This window comes from unidentified bacterial endosymbiont (assembly GCF_918797525.1).
Lineage (GTDB): Bacteria > Pseudomonadota > Gammaproteobacteria > Enterobacterales > Enterobacteriaceae > Enterobacter.
Genome location: NZ_OU963893.1, coordinates 101,689 through 120,712, shown reverse-complemented (window position 1 = coordinate 120,712; position 19,024 = coordinate 101,689). Strand labels below are relative to the sequence as shown.

Sequence of the window (19,024 nt, the reverse complement as noted above, 5' to 3'; positions counted from 1 at the left end):
AGGGCCATCATGATGAAACAGGAGTAATCATGTCTGATACGTTGAAAGTTGTTACGTTACTGGGAAGCCTGCGCAAAGGTTCATTTAATGGCATGGTTGCCCGCACGCTGCCGCAGCTGGCACCAGCAGGAATGGAGATCGCCGCGCTGCCTTCAATTGCCGATATCCCGCTTTATGACGCGGATGTTCAGCAGGAGGTGGGGTTCCCGCAGAGCGTAGAAGCGTTAGCAGAGCAGATCCGGCAGGCCGACGGTGTGGTCATTGTGACCCCAGAGTATAACTACTCGGTGCCAGGTGGCCTGAAGAACGCCATTGACTGGCTATCCCGTTTACCGGAACAGCCGCTGTCCGGCAAACCGGTATTGATCCAGACCAGCTCAATGGGTGCTATTGGCGGCGCGCGCTGTCAGTATCACCTGCGCCAGATCCTGGTATTCCTGGATGCGATGGTCATGAACAAGCCGGAATTTATGGGCGGTGTGATTCAGAACAAGGTCGACCCGCAAACGGGTGAGGTTGTGGATCAGAGCACGCGTGACCACCTGTCCGGGCAACTGACGGCGTTTGGAGATTATATTAAGCGGGTGAAAGCGTAAGGTCATTGCGGCCTGTTGCCCTCACCCACGGAAGAGGATGCAAACACTAAAGCCCTTTTCTTCGAAAAGGGCTTGCTGTTTATTTCGCGTCAATAAACACAATCTTCAGCACGAACAGCAGCGCCACCACCACAACGCATGGGCTGAGGTCGCGAAAACGACCGGTACCAATCTTCATTACGCAGTAAGAGATAAAGCCCAGCGCGATACCTTCGGTAATCGAGAAGCTGAACGGCATCATCACGGCGGTAATAAATGCCGGCACCGCTTCGGTTAAATCATCCCATTTCACGCGCGACAGGCTGGACGTCATCAGTACGCCCACGTAGATCAGCGCACCCGCTGCCGCATACGGTGGAACCATTCCGGCCAGCGGTGAAAGGAAGATCACCAGCAGGAACAGAATACCCACCACAACGGCCGTCAGGCCTGTACGACCTCCCACAGAGACACCGGAAGAAGATTCAATGTAAGCGGTAACAGATGAAGTTCCGATAAATGAACCGGCAACAGAAGAGACGCTATCCACAAACAGCGCCTGCTTCATGCGCGGAAATTTTCCCTTCTCATCCGCCAGACCCGCTTTGTCGGTCACGCCAATCAGCGTACCAGAGGAGTCAAACAGGTTGACCAGCATGAAGGAGAAAATCACGCCCGCCAGGCCCAGGTTGAGAGAACCGGCGAGGTCAACGTGACCAATAACGGTTGAAACGCTCGGTGGGGCGGAGACAATGCCGTTATAATGAACGTCGCCCAGCATCCAGCCAAACAGCGTGGTCACCACAATGGAGACCAGCACCGCCGCATGAATATTGCGTGACGCCAGGATAGCGATGATGAAAAAGCCCAGCACGCCCAGCAGCACGTTATGAGAGGTTAGATTTCCAATGCTGACCAGCGTATCCGGATTGGCGACGATAACGCCCGCGTTTTTCAGCCCCATCATACCAATGAACAGACCAATACCGCTGGTGATACCCACGCGCAGGCTCACAGGAATGTTGGCGATCATCCAGTAACGCACGCGGAAAATGGTCAGCAGCAGCAGTCCTATCGCGCCCCAGAAGATAGCGCCCATGCCGACTTGCCACGGCAGGCCCATCGCCTGAACCACCACGAACGCGAAGAACGCATTCAGACCCATTGCCGGAGCCAATGCGACCGGCAGGTTAGCAAACACTCCCATCAGAATGCTGCCAAGCGCAGCGATCAGGCAGGTGGTCACGAAGACGGCGCTGGTATCCATGCCAGCAACGCCCAGAATTTGCGGGTTAACAAAAACGATATACACCATCGTCAGGAAGGTAGTGAAACCGGCGATCACTTCGGTGCGTGCCGTTGTGCCGTGCTCGCGCAGTTTAAACACGCGCTCAAGCAAACCCCGACCAGTTGTCTGGGTAGTGTGTTGTTGACTCATCATCAATTTCCGAACAAGGAGGGAAAATTCGTCGCTATCCTATACCAAAATGCGACAATAGTGGCGGTTGCGAGAGACTTTTTTCATTGATTTTACTTATACGGCAACGATTGCGTCTCGTTAAACTGCCGTACGTAAACGTTAAACTTATTATAAGGGAAAGGCATGTCCGGAATTGAAGCGGTATTTTTCGACTGCGACGGTACGCTGGTCGACAGCGAGGTTATTTGTTCCCGCGCGTATGTGACCATGTTCCAGGAATTCGGCATTACGCTCGATCTCGAAGAGGTGTTCAAACGCTTTAAGGGCGTAAAGCTGTACGAGATCATCGACATCATTAATCAGGAACACAGCGTGAATCTGGCAAAAGCCGATCTGGAGCCGGTGTACCGCGCCGAGGTCGCGCGCCTTTTCGACTCGGAACTTGATGTTATTGCTGGCGCAAATGCGCTACTGGATGCGATGACAGTTCCCATCTGCGTGGTCTCTAACGGTCCGGTCAGCAAAATGCAGCACTCGCTGGGCAAGCTTGCGATGTTGCACCACTTCCCGGAAAAACTGTTCAGCGGCTACGATATCCAGCGCTGGAAGCCAGACCCGGCGCTGATGTTCCACGCGGCGAAAGCGATGAACGTCAACGTGGAAAACTGCATTCTGGTGGATGACTCTTCTGCAGGCGCGCAGTCAGGAATTGCGGCAGGGATGGAGGTGTTTTACTTCTGCGCCGATCCGCACAACAAGCCGATCGATCATCCTAAAGTGACCGTCTTTTCCGAACTGGCTCTGTTGCCAGAGCTGTGGAAGGCGCGCGGGTGGGATATTACGCGTTAAGTTAACGTAGGGCGGGTAGGCGGCTTTCGCGCCACCCGCCACCAACATCACTCTTTCGGGTCTTTACCCGCCAGCAGCTTATCCAGCTCGTCTCCGCCTACGTGACGGAAATCCTGGCCTTTTACAAAGTAGAAGATGTATTCACAGATGTTCTGGCAACGGTCGCCGATACGCTCAATCGAGCGTGCGCAGAACAAAGCGGTCAGTACGCTTGGGATCGTACGTGAATCTTCCATCATGTAGGTCATCAGCTGACGCACAATGCCTTCATACTCCTGGTCGACTTTCTTGTCTTCCCGGTAGATACGCACCGCTTCGTCTAAATCCATACGCGCGAAGGCATCCAGCACGTCGTGCAGCATTTGCACGGTGTGGCGGCCCAGCGACTCCAGGCTGACCAGCAGCGGCTGATGTTGCGACGAGAACTTTTCCAGCGCCGTGCGGCAGATTTTATCCGCGACGTCACCGATACGTTCCAGCTCGGCGATGGTTTTGATGATCGCCATCACCAGACGCAGGTCGCTCGCCGTGGGCTGACGCTTGGCGATAATGCGCACGCAGGCTTCGTCGATGGCGACTTCCATCATGTTGACGTTATGATCGCCTTCGACAACGCGCTTCGCCAGCTCGCTGTCCTGGTTGTGCATGGCCGTAATAGCATCAGAGAGCTGCTGCTCGACCATGCCCCCCATGGTCATCACCTGGGTGCGAATACTTTCCAGCTCTGCGTTGAACTGGCCGGAAATGTGTTTATTAAGATTGAGGTTGTCCATGGTTTCTCCACATGCCGTGAGGCAAATCAACCGTAGCGGCCAGTAATATAATCTTCGGTTTGTTTCTTCGCGGGCCGGGTGAACAGCGCGTCCGTATCGCTGAACTCAATCAACTCGCCCAGATACATAAATGCCGTGTGATCGGAGCAACGCGCAGCCTGCTGCATGTTATGGGTCACGATAACCACGGTATAGTCCTGCTTAAGCTCGGTGATCAGCTCTTCAATACGACCGGTTGAGATCGGGTCCAGCGCTGAGCAAGGTTCATCCAGCAGCAACACTTCCGGGCGAATCGCGATACCGCGTGCAATGCACAGACGCTGCTGCTGACCACCGGAGAGAGAATAACCGCTCTGGTGCAGCTTATCTTTGGTTTCGTTCCACAGTGCGGCCTTGGTCAATGCCCACTGCACGCGCTCGTCCATATCGGTGCGAGAGAGCTTTTCAAACAGGCGCACACCAAACGCGATGTTGTCATAAATCGACATCGGGAACGGCGTCGGTTTCTGGAAAACCATACCCACTTTGGCACGCAGCAGGGCAATGTCCTGGGCGTGGGTCAAAATATTCTCACCGTCCAGAAGGATTTCGCCTTCGGCACGCTGCTCCGGATAGAGCGAATACATTTTGTTAAAGGTACGCAGCAGGGTAGATTTACCACAGCCAGACGGACCAATGAATGCCGTAACCTGGTTTTTTGCGATATCCAGGTTGATATTCTTCAGGGCATGGAATTTGCCGTAGTAGAAGTTCAAATCACGAACCTGAATCTTACCCGGGGCAGTATCAACCATACTCATTGACTCATTTCCTCATTCGGCGCCGCGATGTGCCGCGCCGTAAAAAATTAACCGTGTTTCTTCTTCGCGAAAATGACGCGCGCCAGAATGTTCAGCAACAGTACGCAAAGAGTGATGATCAGCACCCCGGCCCAGGCCAGCTGCTGCCATTCCACGAATGGACTCATCGCGAATTTAAAGATGGTCACCGGCAGGTTGGCGATCGGCTGCATCATGTCCGTGCTCCAGAACTGGTTGGAGAGCGATGTAAACAGCAGCGGAGCCGTTTCACCCGCAATACGCGCAACCGCCAGCAGGATACCGGTCATGATCCCGGAGATGGACGCTTTCAGCGTTATCGCCGAGATCATTTTCCATTTCGGTGTTCCCAGCGCGTAAGCCGCTTCACGCAGGCTGTCCGGCACCAGTTTCAGCATGTTCTCGGTGGTGCGGATCACAATAGGCACCTGCAGCAACGCCAGCGCAATGACCCCGGCCCAGCCGGAGAAGTGCTGCATCTGCGCCACCACCACGGTGTAAACGAACAGACCGACCACGATAGAGGGGGCAGAGAGCAGAATGTCATTGATAAAGCGAATGACCTCAGCCAGCCAGGATTTACGACCGTATTCCGCCAGATAGATACCCGCCATAATCCCTAGCGGGGTGCCGAAGATGGTCGCCCACAGGATCAGCAGACCGCTGCCTGCCAGGGCGTTCGCCAGCCCGCCACCTGCCGTATTCGGCGGTGGGGTCATTTCGGTAAACAGCGCCAGCGACATACCGTCAATGCCACGCGTGATGGTGGACATCAGGATCCAGACCAGCCAAAACAGACCGAAGGCCATCGTCGCCATTGAGAGTGTTAACGCAATGCGGTTTTTAATGCGGCGCCTGGCCTGCATTTTACGCCGCGATTCAGCCAGCGCGGCGGTGCTTTGCATTTCGAGAGTCGCCATTAGCGTGCCCCCTCATTTTTAGCAAGACGCATAATCATCAGCTTGGAAATCGCCAGAACGATGAAGGTGATAACAAACAGGATCAGACCCAGCTCCATCAGCGCCGCAACGTGCAGCCCGGACTCCGCTTCGGCGAATTCATTGGCCAGCGCAGAGGTAATACTGTTACCCGGCATAAACAGCGACACGCTATCGAGCTGGTAGGTGTTACCGATGATAAAGGTAACCGCCATGGTTTCCCCCAGCGCACGACCTAAGCCCAACATCACGCCACCGATAACACCATTTTTGGTGAACGGAAGGACGATGCGCCAGATGACTTCCCAGGTGGTGCAGCCGATACCGTAGGCCGACTCTTTCATCATCACCGGCGTTTGTTCGAAGACATCGCGCATGACAGCCGCAATGTACGGGATAATCATGATAGCGAGGATCACGCCTGCAGCCAGAATACCGATACCAAATGCCGGGCCAGCGAACAGCGCACCGACAAACGGAATAGCCGAGAGAACACTGCCGACCGGTTCCTGGAAGTAGGTTGCGAACAGCGGAGCAAAAATGAACAAACCCCACATGCCGTAAACGATACTCGGGATCGCCGCCAGCAGCTCAATCGCAATACCGAGAGGACGTCTCAGCCAGCCAGGCGCCAGCTCCGTCAGGAACAGGGCAATACCAAAGCTCACCGGAACCGCAATCAGCAAGGCAATGAACGAGGTGACCAGCGTGCCGTAAATGGGCACCAGGGCACCAAAGATCTCATTCGGCGCATCCCACTCTTTAGTCCACAGGAAGGAAAAACCGAATTTCTGGATGCTCGGCCAGGAGGAGAAAATAAGGGACACGATAATGCCGCCCAGCAGCAATAGCACAATCAGCGCAGCCAGTCTTACCAGCGCGCTGAAAATCATGTCACCTTTTTTACCCGGAGGGTTAAATGCAGGCTTGGTTGCAGCCATAAATCACTCTTCTGTTAAACGCGTTTACGAAATCGGCGGGTAAGCGCTAGCGCCACCCGCCATTTTTCGTCAGAATACTAAATTAATACAATGCCTTACCGCTGCTGTCTTTCACGTTGGTTTTCCATGCAGCACGAATCTGCTCAACCACGCTGTCCGGCAGGCTGGCGTAGTCCAGGTCGTTAGCCTGTTTGCCGCCATTTTTGTATGCCCAGTCGAAGAACTTCAGCACTTCAGCACCCTGCTCAGGTTTCTTCTGCTCTTTATGCACCAGAATGAACGTGGTAGAGGTGATTGGCCACGCGTCATCGCCTTTCTGGTTCGTCAGATCCTGAGCGAAAGATTTGCTCCAGTCTGCGCCTTTGGCTGCGTTTGCGAAGCTCTCTTCTGTTGGGCTAACCGGTTTGCCGTCAGCAGAAACCAGTTTGGTGTAAGCCAGGTTGTTCTGCTTAGCGTAGGCGTATTCTACGTAGCCGATAGAGCCGGGCAGACGCTGTACGAACGCGGCGATGCCGTCGTTACCTTTACCGCCCAGACCGGTTGGCCAGTTAACGGTAGAGCCGGCCCCGATTTTAGATTTCCACTCTTCGTTCACTTTCGCCAGGTAGCTGGTGAAGACGAAAGAGGTACCGGAACCGTCCGCACGGCGAACCACGGCGATGTTCTGCGAAGGCAGTTTGACGCCAGGGTTCAGCTTAGTGATAGCTTCGTCATCCCATTTTTTGATTTTGCCCAGGTAGATGTCACCCAGGGTTTTGCCGTCCAGCACCAGCTCGCCTGATTTCAGACCTGGGATGTTAACAGCCAGCACAACGCCGCCGATGACGGTCGGGAACTGGAACAGGCCTTCCTGTGCCAGTTTTTCATCAGACAGGGGAGCATCAGATGCGCCGAAATCAACGGTATTCGCGGTAATTTGTTTAACGCCACCGGAGGAGCCGATACCCTGATAGTTAACCTTATTACCGGTTTCTTTCTGGTAGGTATCAGCCCATTTGGCATACACCGGCGCAGGGAAGGTTGCACCAGCGCCAGTCAGGCTTGCTGCAGCTCCTGCCGCGAAAGCGCTCAGAGATAAGGTCGCGGCGACAACAGTTGCGACAGTGGTACGCATAACGTTCATAATGTCTCCTGCAAGGATTTTGTAAATCATTGTTTAAGTGGCTACGGTGAGCAAAATAGGACAATCAGGTGACAGATAAATGTACGAATTATGACAGTTTTATGACACTAAAAATTTCACTTAAATATTTGTGAAATTATTTATTATTATCAATGTGTTATATGTTTTTATGACGTTATGTTTTCAGTAATATTTTCTTTATGTGTCAATGAAAAAAGTAGCTGAATATGGCAGATTGTCATAAATAAAAATGGAAAAGCGTTGAAGAAAAATAAACCATGCAGGATAAAAATGCTCCACCCAAAGGTGGAGCGAGTAAAAATTATTCTACGGTAACAGACTTCGCCAGGTTACGCGGCTGGTCAACGTCGGTGCCTTTGATCAGCGCCACGTGATAAGCCAGCAGCTGCAGCGGAACGGTGTAAAAGATAGGCGCAATGACCTCTTCCACATGCGGCATCTCAATGATGTGCATATTGTCGTTGCTGACAAAACCGGCATCTTTATCTGCGAAGACAAACAGGGCACCGCCACGGGCGCGCACTTCTTCGATGTTGGATTTCAGCTTTTCCAGCAGTTCATTGTTCGGTGCCACAACAATGACCGGCATATCTGCATCAATCAGCGCCAGTGGGCCGTGTTTCAGCTCCCCTGCGGCATAGGCTTCCGCATGGATGTAGGAGATCTCTTTCAGCTTGAGTGCGCCTTCCAGCGCAATGGGATACTGATCGCCACGGCCGAGGAAGAGCGCGTGGTGTTTGTCAGAGAAGGCCTCCGCCAGAACTTCAATGCGTTTGTCCTGCGACAGCATCTGCTCAATACGGCTCGGCAGCGCCTGCAGACCATGAACAATGTCATGTTCGACAGAAGCATCCTGCCCTTTCAGCCGCGCCAGTTTCGCCACCAGCATCAGCAGAACGGTCAACTGGGTGGTAAACGCTTTTGTCGACGCCACACCAATTTCGGTGCCTGCTTTGGTCATTAGCGCCAGATCGGATTCACGCACCAGCGAGGAGCCCGGAACGTTACAGATAGCCAGAGAACCAAGGTAACCCAGCTCTTTAGAGAGGCGCAGCGCGGCCAGGGTATCTGCCGTTTCGCCAGACTGAGAAAGGGTGATCATCAGACTGTTACGGCGCACGGCAGATTTGCGGTAGCGGAATTCCGAGGCAATCTCCACGTCGCACGGTACGCCCGCCAGAGATTCAAACCAGTAGCGAGACACCATACCGGAATTGTACGAAGTACCGCAGGCCACGATCTGAATGTGCTCGACCTTAGCCAGCAGTTCATTGGCGTTCGCGCCAAGCTCGCTCAGGTCCACCTCGCCGTGGCTGATGCGCCCGGTCAGAGTATTTTTGATGGCGTTAGGCTGTTCGTAAATTTCTTTCTGCATGTAGTGACGATACGCGCCTTTGTCACCCGCGTCGTACTGCAGGTTAGATTCGATTTCCGTACGCGTTACCTGCTCGCCTTTGGTATCGAATACGCTCACGTTCCGGCGGGTGACTTCCGCGATATCCCCCTCTTCCAGGAAGATAAAGCGACGGGTAACCGGCAGTAGCGCCAGCTGATCGGAGGCGATAAAGTTTTCCCCCATCCCCAGACCGATAACCATCGGGCTACCGGAACGCGCTGCCAGCAGCGTAGACGGGTCGCGCGAATCCAGAATTACCGTTCCGTATGCACCGCGCAGCTGAGGGATGGCTCGCAACACGGCCTCACGCAGTGTGCCGCCCTGCTCCAGCTCCCAGTGAACCAGGTGAGCAATGACTTCGGTGTCGGTTTCGGAGACGAAGGTATAACCGCGCGCCTTCAGCGCTTCGCGCAGCGGTTCGTGGTTTTCGATAATGCCGTTATGCACGACTACAATGTGTTCAGACACATGCGGATGTGCGTTGTTTTCAGAGGGTTCACCGTGCGTCGCCCAGCGGGTGTGCGCGATACCGGTTCCACCGTGCAGCGGATGGTCTTGCGCGGCCTGGGCCAACATTTGTACCTTACCGAGACGGCGCAGGCGGGTCATATGACCTTGTGCATCGACAACAGCCAGACCGGCAGAGTCGTAGCCACGGTATTCCAGACGACGTAAACCTTCGAGAAGGATTTCAGCAATATCACGCTGCGCAACTGCGCCAACAATTCCACACATAGTTTTAGATTCCGAATTTAGGCATGATGCCTGCGTTGTCGCTGACCTGTATTTGCCCTTTCCGGGCGCCCCGAGCCTTGTAGAGAGTGGGGTTATTTTTATGGGTACTGCTCATGGGAGGGGATTATGTTATCCCCTCATCCCGAAAATGCTTTTACTTCTTCACCGGACGTTTCCAGCCCTGCTTGTTGATCTGCGGAACGCGGCTTAAAACCAGTTCATTCTCCGCCACATCGCGCGTGACGGTAGTTCCGGCGGCAATGGTTACACCGTTGCCTACGGTCACAGGAGCCACCAGCTGGGTATCTGAACCGACAAACACATCATCGCCGATGATGGTTTTAAACTTGTTGGCACCGTCGTAGTTACAGGTGATTGTCCCTGCGCCAATATTCACGTTATCGCCAATTTCCGCATCGCCCAGATAGGTCAGGTGACCGGCTTTGGAGCCTTTACCCAGGCGCGCTTTTTTCATCTCAACGAAGTTACCCACGTGAGCGCCTTCCAGTAGCTTCGCCCCCGGGCGCAAACGTGCAAACGGACCAATGGTACATGCCGCGTTAAGCGTGGCATCTTCCACCACGCTGTAGGGGCTAATTTCACAATCGTCACCGATAACGCTGTTTTTGATCACACAGCCCGTGCCAATTTTGACGCGGTTGCCCAGCGTGACATTACCTTCAAGAATAACGTTAGTATCAATTTCAACGTCGCGCCCATGAGACAAGCTTCCGCGCAGGTCAAAACGCGCCGGATCGCGCAACATCACACCCGCCAGCAGCAGTTTCTCTGCCTGCCCGGACTGATAAATACGCTCCAGACGGGAAAGCTGCAGGCGATTATTCACGCCGTCGGTTTCGCTGATGCAAGCCGGGTGGACGGCGGCAATTTCACGCCCTTCCTGATACGCCATCGCAATGATATCGGTGATGTAGTATTCGCCCTGAGCATTGTTATTGTTCAGCTTCGACAGCCAGCGCTTCATATCTGCGCCATTGGCAATCAGGATCCCGGTGTTAATTTCCGGGATTTGACGCTGTTCTTCGCTGGCATCTTTATGCTCAACGATACCCGTTACCTTGCCGTTTTCACGGGTAATACGTCCATAACCGCTCGGATCGTCCAGCACCACGGTTAACAGACCGATGCCGCCCTGCGGTTTGGCTGCACGCAGGCGGATGAGCGTTTCCACGGAAATCAGCGGAACGTCGCCGTAAAGCATCAGGATATCTTCATCGTCCGCAAAATACGGGGCTGCCTGCTGCATCGCATGGCCAGTACCCAGTTGCTCTGCCTGAAGTACCCAGTTGAGTTTGGCATCAGCCAGCGTTTCTTTTAGCAGATCGCCACCGTGGCCGTAGACCAAATGCACCTGGTGAGCCCCAAGCTCATTCGCAGCATCAATAACATGCTGCACCATTGGCTTTCCTGCCAGAGTGTGCAGCACCTTCGGAAGATCGGAATACATGCGGGTGCCTTTACCTGCGGCAAGGATGACCACGCTCATCGTATTGTTCAACATACGCGTCCTGACTGTAATTTAGTGTGAAGTAAAACCCTTTGACGTTGTAAATACTACATATTTTGCGCCATAAAATGGAGTGATGATAAAACGTTCAACATCGGCCATTAATGGCTATTTGAGGATAGTTTTAGGGGCAGAGTAAATCACTTTTTCTCTGGAAAGTCGCATTTTCGCGGTAAGTCGCTAGTACACACAACAGCTTAGCTATTTTTTTGGGGCATGAATAAAGGGCAGAACGCTAGATTTTACCTCTCGCTGAAAAGCGATAACCAGCGCTACGCAGTGATTCAGATAGCGTCTGCGGCGATCCGGGCGGTTTCGATCCGCTCAACGTCCCCTCCCGTTTTTTCCGGTAATGAAATGAAAAATGAGGCCAATAAGTTCAGCCCCACAGGATAATTAACCTCACTCAACATTACTTATACTTGGAAATACCTGTTTATCAGTTGAATCCAGAAGCATCCTGATCACACAGAAATTGCCAAACTGATCGTAAGTATCAAAATAATGATATTCAAGATATGAATCCGATGCAATTTTAGCCTTGTAAGTGATATAAGTGGAGATAAAAATAAATTCATTATCTCCCTGATCAATCGTGACTGAATGATAACCAACACTGTTTCCGGAGTAACTCCCTGGGTTGGTATTATAATAGGCATAAAGATCGTATGCATACGTTTGTTTGCCTATACCCGTATGACTTGTGATAGCAAAGCAATCAGAGCATGAATCCCACATTACAGCAGAAGTTTTTTCTGCCATCCACCCGATACAGTGATCATAATTAATGTTAACTTCGCTCTGTGAAGCATTTTCCATACTCATGGCCTGGATACGATAATAATCCCCGCTCATTTTTAATCGCAAAAGATAGGTGGTATAATCTGTTGTATGGTCGCCGCTGTTTGGATGCCATGTAGCATTGATTTCCTCTTTACTTAATGAAAAGTCAGAAGTTGTATATTTTTTCTGAGCGTAGCAGGTGACTTTTACATAATCCTTTTCATAATATTGTCCCTGTGCCGACATATCATCAGTATATGTATCCCCATTGGCATCTGTATATGTCAACCGAACAGAGACTTCTTCGCTGGCGATATCCGGATTGACTGTTTTATTACTGGCTAAATAAAAAACAATTTCATGTTGGTAATCTGAACCCTTAACGTCAGTCTTTTTTGTCACCTGGCCAGGTTCATAAATAGCTGTATAATCGCCTTTATCCCTGATAATTAAATGCTGTAACTCACCGCCATCATTATTATTAATGAGTGAGAGTCCTTTCCTGACTTCATCATCTGAAGGTCCTGATACTGAAGGATCTAGTAGGGCAAAGCTTAATCCCACAGTAATTTTCACCTGATGGCGGTCATTAACATATAAATTAGCATCATCGCCTTCGCTGGTTGAGTTTGATTCAGCCCAGAGATTGAATTTAGAAACACCTGATACATTATTCCATGACATATTCGTCATCCTCCATTAAATTTAATTTAGTATTCCGAGAGTCGTCTGAATGAACAGTCTGTCAATATCATTCAGACGGTATGCATACTTAAATATAGTGCATTTACTGTCTTTATTTATTATCTGATGTAATTGTTTCTTTTTTTGCAGACATCTTCATTACAGCGTTATCACCCCTTATTGAATATGCAATAACATACGATATCCCTTAAATTTCATGGCATGATAAGTATTCAACCTGCCTGATAATCTTCTTTTAACAGTAAGTAAAATTCCTGGAAGGAGCTTCATTGACCGCTTCCTCCAGGAATAAACAGGCAAAGATTTATTTTTTGACTCACAAAATGGTTGCCACGGACAGAGGGAAAATTTCTGACCTGAAGTTAATTTTTTAAAACTCCATGATGTGGTTTGTTATTACCGGGGAGGAAAATGTACAGGTTTATATTGCCATGACCACCATTTCTGAACCTCTTGCCGATCTGTAGTGAATAGCGTGTATGGATTTTTTTTATACGCTTTGAATCCATGTTTTGTCTCAAGAGTGGTAACAAGGTTCTGATACATTCCATTTCTTTCTGCATCAGCAAGAAGATCGGTAAATGAACCGGGTTCGAAATTTCCATCAAGGGTACCGTCAAACGCTTTAACCTCTTTTCCTGTTATTCGCTGCAAGATAGCACCGAAGGCATTTTCGCCCCCCTCTGCAGAATGGCAGGCCAGTACACGCAGGGAATGATATTCATCAAGGCTGTATCTTGATGACAGCACATTGGCGATTTCTTCGGCATGAATAAACTGTCTGCCCCCTCTGCCCTCGGTAAAGAGGTAAGAGGTTCCATCAATAAATGCGCCATGCGAAACAATATTCAACCGCCTCCCTCCCTTGTAGGTATCTTCAAAGGTATATACTCCATTAAAAAGCATATCGATATGCTTCATATTACCACCCAGTCTCACTGGCTGGCTGGCACTGAAATTGGCGGTGCGGGAAAGTTTCTCCGACAAGCCTTTCATTCCACGACGTACCCGTGCTCCCAGTTCAATAGCATCATCCAGGCCACCGGCTAAACCGAGACCGATGGATGCCCAGCCCAGCTTCGCCGCAAGTTGCGGGTTACTGCCGGCCAGTGACGCGCTGGCGATGCCGGTTGCCGCAGAGGATGCCAGCTCCAGCCCGGTTTCAATTTTTCCGACCGTCGCCAGCGTGGTTGCCATCCCTTCAGCAAGGGCTTCTTTCAGACCGATTCTAACGCCAGCCCTGATAGCCATCCTCAGCAGCCAGGTGACCGGCCCATGACCGCTCGGGTCCGTCTGGTTTACCGGATCAGCATTACAGTAGGCATAGGCATTAATCCCCCCGACGCCAAACGGACTTTCGCTGTCCGGGCAGGTGAAACGGCGCAGGGCAGGACTGTAGGCCCGGTAGCCATTTCCCAGATGAGAAACCCCGGTACAGGGATCCTGACGCTCGCCATTAAACCCCGGCAGCGGTACAACGCTACCGACACGGGGAGCGGTTGCACCATATGGAATCCAGTTCAATAAACGGGTGCCTCCCTGTGATAATGTTTGCAGAGGACTGCCATGCCAGTCATTACCCGTTAGTTGTAATGTCATTATAAAACTCCTTAGTAAATACAATAATAAAATACGGTGATACTTAACGAAGCCAGCTCCCTTCAAAAAAGAGCTGGAAAAAGATATTACTTAATGGGCAGGTTCATCACTTAGGGCTATAGTACCGAAGGCGCCTGGGATATAACGAGACTGCTGCTTTTGTTCCGAATGTACTTCAGTCAGTAACTTACTTCCGAGGTAATATAAGGAACGGGTATTACTGCCATTAATAGACTGCGTTATCAGTGTATCTAACGCATCGTATCCATAAGTGCTATTTCCATCGGAACCGGAAATAGAGGTAAGGCGTCCAGCAGAATCATAAGTTAAACGACGACCCGCTTCATCGGTCTTCATTCGCCCATTATCATCGTAGGTAAGCGCGATACTTTGTGGATAAAGTGTGCTCAATGAGTGAGTCACCGAGGTTAACTGGCATGGATCCTGAGCATTTTCAAAGTAATATATAGCAATATCCTGAGAACCATCTGCTAAAGTAGTATTGCACTGAGTAATATTGTTGAAATCATCAAGCAGGAAATCCAGTGCAGTAATGGCATTATTATAAGCATCAACGGGTAAATTGCTGCCATTACAGGAGTAATTAGTCAGGCGATTGCAGCTATCATAAATGAATGTTTCATCTCTTACTATTTCCTCACCCAGCGTGGTTGTGCGGGTATGGAGTTGATTATTTGGATAGAAAGTTTGTGTAACTGCAAGCTTGCTACCTGACGAGGCTGAAAGTGTCCGTTGGTGTTCACGGCTAAAGTCATCAAGAATGAGTTCTGTAATCAGTTGATCGGAATCTGAAGTACATTCCTGCTTAATTAGACGTCCAACTGAATCATAATGAACCGTGGATGATACAAGTGGATCTAATATCGTCTGATAGCGTCCAAATTGATCATAGCCCAGAAAAATATTGTTACCCGCAATGTCCTGGTAACCCATCGTAAGCCCTTTCAGTGACCAAGATTGTTTAATATCAACGTCTGCAGAGGTGTTGTCAGAAAAAACCTGTTCATCGGTAAGCCCCGAAGCATACCACGAAAAAGTAATGTCTCTTGAGTTCTGCTCTTTCGCAGAGTACAAATGACCGGTAGGTTTATCATAGCTAAATGATTGATTGATATCTGTCCCAATAATGGTATCAGGCGCATTATTAAGTTCCGGCACCCACGTATAATTCAGCGTATTTTTGGCAGCATCGGTTGTATTGTACGGTGCCATTTCTGAACCCGTAAACCGTGCCGACTCATAGCGTCCACCACAAGTCATACCCTTACAACGGCCTAAACCATCAATCTCCCTTGAACCGACGACAGTCCCATTCATGGAAATCGTTTGTGGGGTATTCCCCGGAATAAATGGAACATAGGTCCAACTAATTACTGAATTATTAGGCAGTATTTTTTCCTGTACCCGATTAAATAAATCATAGGTCAATGATGTAACATGATTGAGGGGATCAATAACCTTACGTAACCGGCCCAAACCATCATATTCATAATCTGTCACTGCATAGTCATTATCATTTTTATCGCGGACGGTTTGTCTGAATGGGGTTCCCTGAGGAGTAAACTCGATTTTTGTTGAGCCAAGAATTAATGATTCATCCGTGGATTTTACCTGGCTTAATTCATATCTTTTAACCGGATCAATATAATTAATATGCGCGCTACCCTCCGAGCTCACCACGGATTTTTGTTGTCCCCAGTTATCATATTCAGTATGCACAGAAGAGGAATAATATGTGTATGCCTTTCCATCATATGAAACATCGGTGATGTCTTTTGAAGACAGTCGTCCCCAGGCATCGTATACAATAGAAGAGGTTTCAAACAGGGTGTCAGGCAGGTTAAAATCAGCGCCATTCAGTTGAGTCGAGATGGGTCTTCCCATACCATCAAAGAAGATTTTTTTAATGACACCCGTTGTTTCATTCCTGATGACGGTCGAGATTTCGCTCACAGCATAATCTGAAGAAAAAGATAATGTATAAGTCAGGGTTGAAGTAGATTCATAATCAGTACCGGAGTTATGTGAAATAAGATTTAGCCGTCCCAGCGTATCGTAATAATAATTTTCAGCGTTCTTCAGGTTATCAATTACTGAAATAACTCGACCGGTATAGCTGGATTTAGACAATGTTGACGATTGAGTTAACCCATCATGCGTTGTTAACATGTTGGTGCAGGTAACGGTGTTAGCATCCATCTTCCATTCCGGTACCGCGGTTTGCATATAGCCATGACCGTCAGCATCGAATACCGTATTAGTCCGACAATTAATACGCCCAAAAGTGGGTGATGATTTATTATCGTCAAAGCTGAAAATTTCATTCATTAATGTTGTGGAGGACGTTGGATCAGAACTCTGTAATGTCTCCTGTGCAGGTAAAAATTGCTGTTGTTACAGGCGAACCATCAAGCGTGTTTAAGGACTGATAACGATGAAAAGTCGTTCTGGTGGGGACATCATTATAGCTATATAAAACTGGCGGTATCGTTTGCTGATATTTCACCCAGTGTGTAAATCCCCATGGATCTTCTGGGCATCCAGTTAATTTATCGGGGCTGTCGTTTTCACCACCAGCTGAATAATAGGCCGTCGTTATTACAGTACTTTGGTCCGTCGGCAAACCTGCATCATCACACAACGTGGTCTGTTTAGTCAGGTTGCCGTTAATATCATATTCATAACAGGTATTTTCCTGCCAGCATCCCCTCTCACTATTTGTCCAGGACTCGGCCTGTATCTGAGGGAACTGGTATTGTGACGGTAATTCGTCAAACGATTTTTACGGGTAATCGTCAAGATAATATCTGGATGTTAATGTATGTGTGGCGTCGCCCTGGACGGTGGCAACAGAAATCAACAGATGGTAATTATTATAGGTATATGTACTGATGATTTCGTTTTGACCATCACAAGCAGCCTGGTGAATTATGGTCTGGTATGTATAATCCGGATCATATTCGCCGTAAAGATAATCGCTTTGCGCAGACCATCCGCTACCGAGTTTATAGTCATATCCGAGATAGTCAGGGAAGGCGCTCACCGAATCATTATTACCGACCGTGGCATAATAATCAGTAACCATATCGGGCTGACCCTGCCCGGGGGAGACAGTCAGTCGGGTCACTGCGGGTAGCGGCGGAATACCAGCACTTTCAGGAAAACGGATCACGCCACTATTCGTGCCATAGTTGTAAATAACTTCTTTTATCAGCCCCGTAGGGGACTGTATCTTATAAAGAGTCTGCAGCCCGTTCCCCATCCCAACATCTTTATAAAACAGCTGCCATAACGATTTTGAGCCCATTTCGGAATGGTAAAATGACGTCATGCAGCCATTGGTTTTCGACATAGCAATGTCATAGCGTTCTGTTGTATCAGGGAAGGCCGTAAAGGTAGTCACAGCTGAATCATACGTCAAAGAACAAAGTGTTTTGTTATTATCATCGGTCACCGTTGAAAGAACGTAGCCGGAGTTAGCGTTTTTCCAGTTTAGGGTCAGACTGAAACCAAGAGGCGACAAAAGTTGAACAGTATGCAATACACCGTTCTGCAGTAAATCTTTCAGGAGGGTGACATTTCCATTTTTATCTACCACACAATAATTATATGCATCTGTGCGAGTGAAGATAATCGAAGGGATTTTTTGTTGTAAAATTACAGGAGATGCCCCTGTGTCGTTTATCTTATAAACCTCGCCAGTACTTAAATTCAAGGTGCCATTATTTTTATCGTAGACAGTAAGACTAAGCTCAATTCCTTTTCCCAATGCCCAGTAATCATTGGGGGAAGAAGGGTTATAGCTTATGGACAGCGCCAGTCCTGGCCCCATACGATTGTTTCCATTTAAGGTAGCTAATGTGTAGTTAAAACTAAACAACCGGGTGCGGGGGTCTACATCGGATGATGAAGAACTGGAAAAATTGGGTGTTTGTGTATAATAAGTTGTATTCATCTTTTTCGCCTATATTTCTCAATAAGATTCCTAATCAAAGTTCACTTGTATGTTAGACACGAAAATAGATGCTAATGGTGCATTTCAGCACATGATTATTTCCAAATTTAATCAAATACAGGGCATACCGCTTATTATGAATGACAGGGTATCAGGATTGAAAGGCCGATCTTCAGCTCTGGTTCCAGTACGCAGAGGTGCATTTTCAGCCATTCTAACACTCAATTTTCACTATCGTCCGTTCCACCGGGAACATGTTCTGTCGGGGACGATTGAGAAAACCGGATCAGCCACTCGCAAAATGGGCTGTATATCCAGTATCGCTCATTTTACTCAAAAATTTTCTCCGGCGTATTTCTGCCGGACATCCTAACCCTGCCGACGAGCAGGTCCGCCCGCAGGAAATATACAGCGGTAATAAATCGGTACATAGCAGGTATGTATGAAGATGCAGTGATGGGAAAGATTAATGAGACGAATGATGTTATCGTGAAAGGAAAAAACAGCGGAGATGTGTTGCCAGATGGCGCTTCGCTTATCACACAACGGTAAGCGTGGCACCACTCGGCATTCAGCGGATCAGTGGTTAAACGTACCGAAAGAGACGTTCATATTGCTGAAGAGAGCGATAATTTTATTGACCAGTTTCATGGTGGCTTCCTGATTGACTAAGATTTATTCTGTGATATATTTCACAAAAATAAGTCTACGCCTCATTTTTTAACCGATCAACTTTTTTGTGATGTAAATCACAAAATAATAAAACAGCTTTTCAGTTTCGATTTTCCTAAATCGGAAGCATAAAAAAGCCAGCCTGGAGATCAGACTGGCTTTTGTGCTTTTC

Annotated in this window: 14 protein-coding genes; 2 read left to right on the top strand and 12 right to left on the bottom strand. The window is 49.2% G+C overall.

All coding sequences use genetic code 11. The features are described 5' to 3' along the window. Positions 1-29 precede the first annotated feature (29 nt). Positions 30-596 (top strand): NADPH-dependent FMN reductase, encoded by a 567-nt coding sequence (locus NL510_RS00565; RefSeq protein ID WP_253380767.1) that lies wholly within the window; start codon positions 30-32, stop codon positions 594-596. Between the two features lie 79 nt (positions 597-675). Here NL510_RS00565 and NL510_RS00560 read toward each other — a convergent pair whose 3' ends face one another. Continuing rightward, entirely contained in the window at positions 676-2,013 is a 1,338-nt protein-coding gene (locus NL510_RS00560; protein ID WP_253384692.1) for an NCS2 family permease, read from the bottom strand. A gap of 165 nt (positions 2,014-2,178) precedes the next feature. Here NL510_RS00560 and yieH point away from each other — a divergent pair, with 165 nt between their 5' ends. After that, complete coding sequence (gene yieH, locus NL510_RS00555; protein WP_253380765.1) at positions 2,179-2,844, top strand: 6-phosphogluconate phosphatase; 666 nt, start codon at positions 2,179-2,181, stop codon at positions 2,842-2,844. A gap of 47 nt (positions 2,845-2,891) precedes the next feature. Here the strand turns inward: yieH and phoU are convergent, their stop codons facing one another. The 11 genes from phoU to NL510_RS00500 form a co-directional block, all read right to left on the bottom strand. Next, positions 2,892-3,617 (bottom strand): phosphate signaling complex protein PhoU, encoded by a 726-nt coding sequence (phoU, locus tag NL510_RS00550; RefSeq protein ID WP_253380764.1) that lies wholly within the window; start codon positions 3,615-3,617, stop codon positions 2,892-2,894. Positions 3,618-3,643: 26 nt separating this feature from the next. Next, positions 3,644-4,417: a phosphate ABC transporter ATP-binding protein PstB gene (gene pstB / locus NL510_RS00545; RefSeq protein WP_253380762.1), complete on the bottom strand. Its 774-nt coding sequence runs from the start codon at positions 4,415-4,417 to the stop codon at positions 3,644-3,646. 47 nt (positions 4,418-4,464) lie between these two features. After that, on the bottom strand, positions 4,465-5,355 hold the full coding sequence (pstA, locus tag NL510_RS00540; RefSeq protein WP_253380760.1) for a phosphate ABC transporter permease PstA: 891 nt from the start codon (positions 5,353-5,355) through the stop codon (positions 4,465-4,467). Next, positions 5,355-6,314 (bottom strand): phosphate ABC transporter permease PstC, encoded by a 960-nt coding sequence (gene pstC / locus NL510_RS00535; protein ID WP_253380758.1) that lies wholly within the window; start codon positions 6,312-6,314, stop codon positions 5,355-5,357. The genes pstA and pstC overlap by 1 nt, the downstream gene beginning before the upstream one ends. 82 nt (positions 6,315-6,396) lie before the next feature. Beyond that, on the bottom strand, positions 6,397-7,437 hold the full coding sequence (gene pstS / locus NL510_RS00530) for a phosphate ABC transporter substrate-binding protein PstS (RefSeq protein ID WP_253380755.1): 1,041 nt from the start codon (positions 7,435-7,437) through the stop codon (positions 6,397-6,399). A 322-nt stretch (positions 7,438-7,759) separates the two neighbouring features. Further along, positions 7,760-9,589, bottom strand: a complete 1,830-nt coding sequence (glmS, locus tag NL510_RS00525; protein WP_253380752.1) for a glutamine--fructose-6-phosphate transaminase (isomerizing) — start codon at positions 9,587-9,589, stop codon at positions 7,760-7,762. Between the two features lie 154 nt (positions 9,590-9,743). Next, positions 9,744-11,111 (bottom strand): bifunctional UDP-N-acetylglucosamine diphosphorylase/glucosamine-1-phosphate N-acetyltransferase GlmU, encoded by a 1,368-nt coding sequence (glmU, locus tag NL510_RS00520; RefSeq protein ID WP_253380748.1) that lies wholly within the window; start codon positions 11,109-11,111, stop codon positions 9,744-9,746. A gap of 408 nt (positions 11,112-11,519) precedes the next feature. Beyond that, on the bottom strand, positions 11,520-12,584 hold the full coding sequence (locus NL510_RS00515) for a hypothetical protein (RefSeq protein ID WP_253380746.1): 1,065 nt from the start codon (positions 12,582-12,584) through the stop codon (positions 11,520-11,522). 417 nt (positions 12,585-13,001) lie between these two features. Further along, entirely contained in the window at positions 13,002-14,204 is a 1,203-nt protein-coding gene (locus NL510_RS00510; RefSeq protein ID WP_253380744.1) for an RHS repeat-associated core domain-containing protein, read from the bottom strand. 90 nt (positions 14,205-14,294) lie between these two features. Then, positions 14,295-16,424, bottom strand: coding sequence for an RHS repeat domain-containing protein (locus NL510_RS00505; RefSeq protein ID WP_253380742.1), 2,130 nt, complete (start codon positions 16,422-16,424; stop codon positions 14,295-14,297). 583 nt (positions 16,425-17,007) lie between these two features. Then, the gene (locus NL510_RS00500; RefSeq protein WP_253380739.1) at positions 17,008-18,180 is read right to left on the bottom strand and encodes a hypothetical protein; all 1,173 of its coding nucleotides are present in this window, start codon (positions 18,178-18,180) and stop codon (positions 17,008-17,010) included. Positions 18,181-19,024: the final 844 nt, after the last annotated feature.

What these genes read in the sequence shown, in the direction of transcription:
- NL510_RS00500 (WP_253380739.1), bottom strand. Translation starts at nt 18,180, where the DNA reads ATGAATACAACTTATTATACACAAACACCCAATTTTTCCAGTTCTTCA.
- NL510_RS00560 (WP_253384692.1), bottom strand. Translation starts at nt 2,013, where the DNA reads ATGAGTCAACAACACACTACCCAGACAACTGGTCGGGGTTTGCTTGAG.
- NL510_RS00515 (WP_253380746.1), bottom strand. Translation starts at nt 12,584, where the DNA reads ATGTCATGGAATAATGTATCAGGTGTTTCTAAATTCAATCTCTGGGCT.
- pstC (WP_253380758.1), bottom strand. Translation starts at nt 6,314, where the DNA reads ATGGCTGCAACCAAGCCTGCATTTAACCCTCCGGGTAAAAAAGGTGAC.
- NL510_RS00565 (WP_253380767.1), top strand. Translation starts at nt 30, where the DNA reads ATGTCTGATACGTTGAAAGTTGTTACGTTACTGGGAAGCCTGCGCAAA.
- NL510_RS00505 (WP_253380742.1), bottom strand. Translation starts at nt 16,424, where the DNA reads ATGGATGCTAACACCGTTACCTGCACCAACATGTTAACAACGCATGAT.
- pstB (WP_253380762.1), bottom strand. Translation starts at nt 4,417, where the DNA reads ATGAGTATGGTTGATACTGCCCCGGGTAAGATTCAGGTTCGTGATTTG.
- glmU (WP_253380748.1), bottom strand. Translation starts at nt 11,111, where the DNA reads ATGTTGAACAATACGATGAGCGTGGTCATCCTTGCCGCAGGTAAAGGC.
- pstA (WP_253380760.1), bottom strand. Translation starts at nt 5,355, where the DNA reads ATGGCGACTCTCGAAATGCAAAGCACCGCCGCGCTGGCTGAATCGCGG.
- pstS (WP_253380755.1), bottom strand. Translation starts at nt 7,437, where the DNA reads ATGAACGTTATGCGTACCACTGTCGCAACTGTTGTCGCCGCGACCTTA.
- glmS (WP_253380752.1), bottom strand. Translation starts at nt 9,589, where the DNA reads ATGTGTGGAATTGTTGGCGCAGTTGCGCAGCGTGATATTGCTGAAATC.
- NL510_RS00510 (WP_253380744.1), bottom strand. Translation starts at nt 14,204, where the DNA reads ATGACATTACAACTAACGGGTAATGACTGGCATGGCAGTCCTCTGCAA.
- yieH (WP_253380765.1), top strand. Translation starts at nt 2,179, where the DNA reads ATGTCCGGAATTGAAGCGGTATTTTTCGACTGCGACGGTACGCTGGTC.
- phoU (WP_253380764.1), bottom strand. Translation starts at nt 3,617, where the DNA reads ATGGACAACCTCAATCTTAATAAACACATTTCCGGCCAGTTCAACGCA.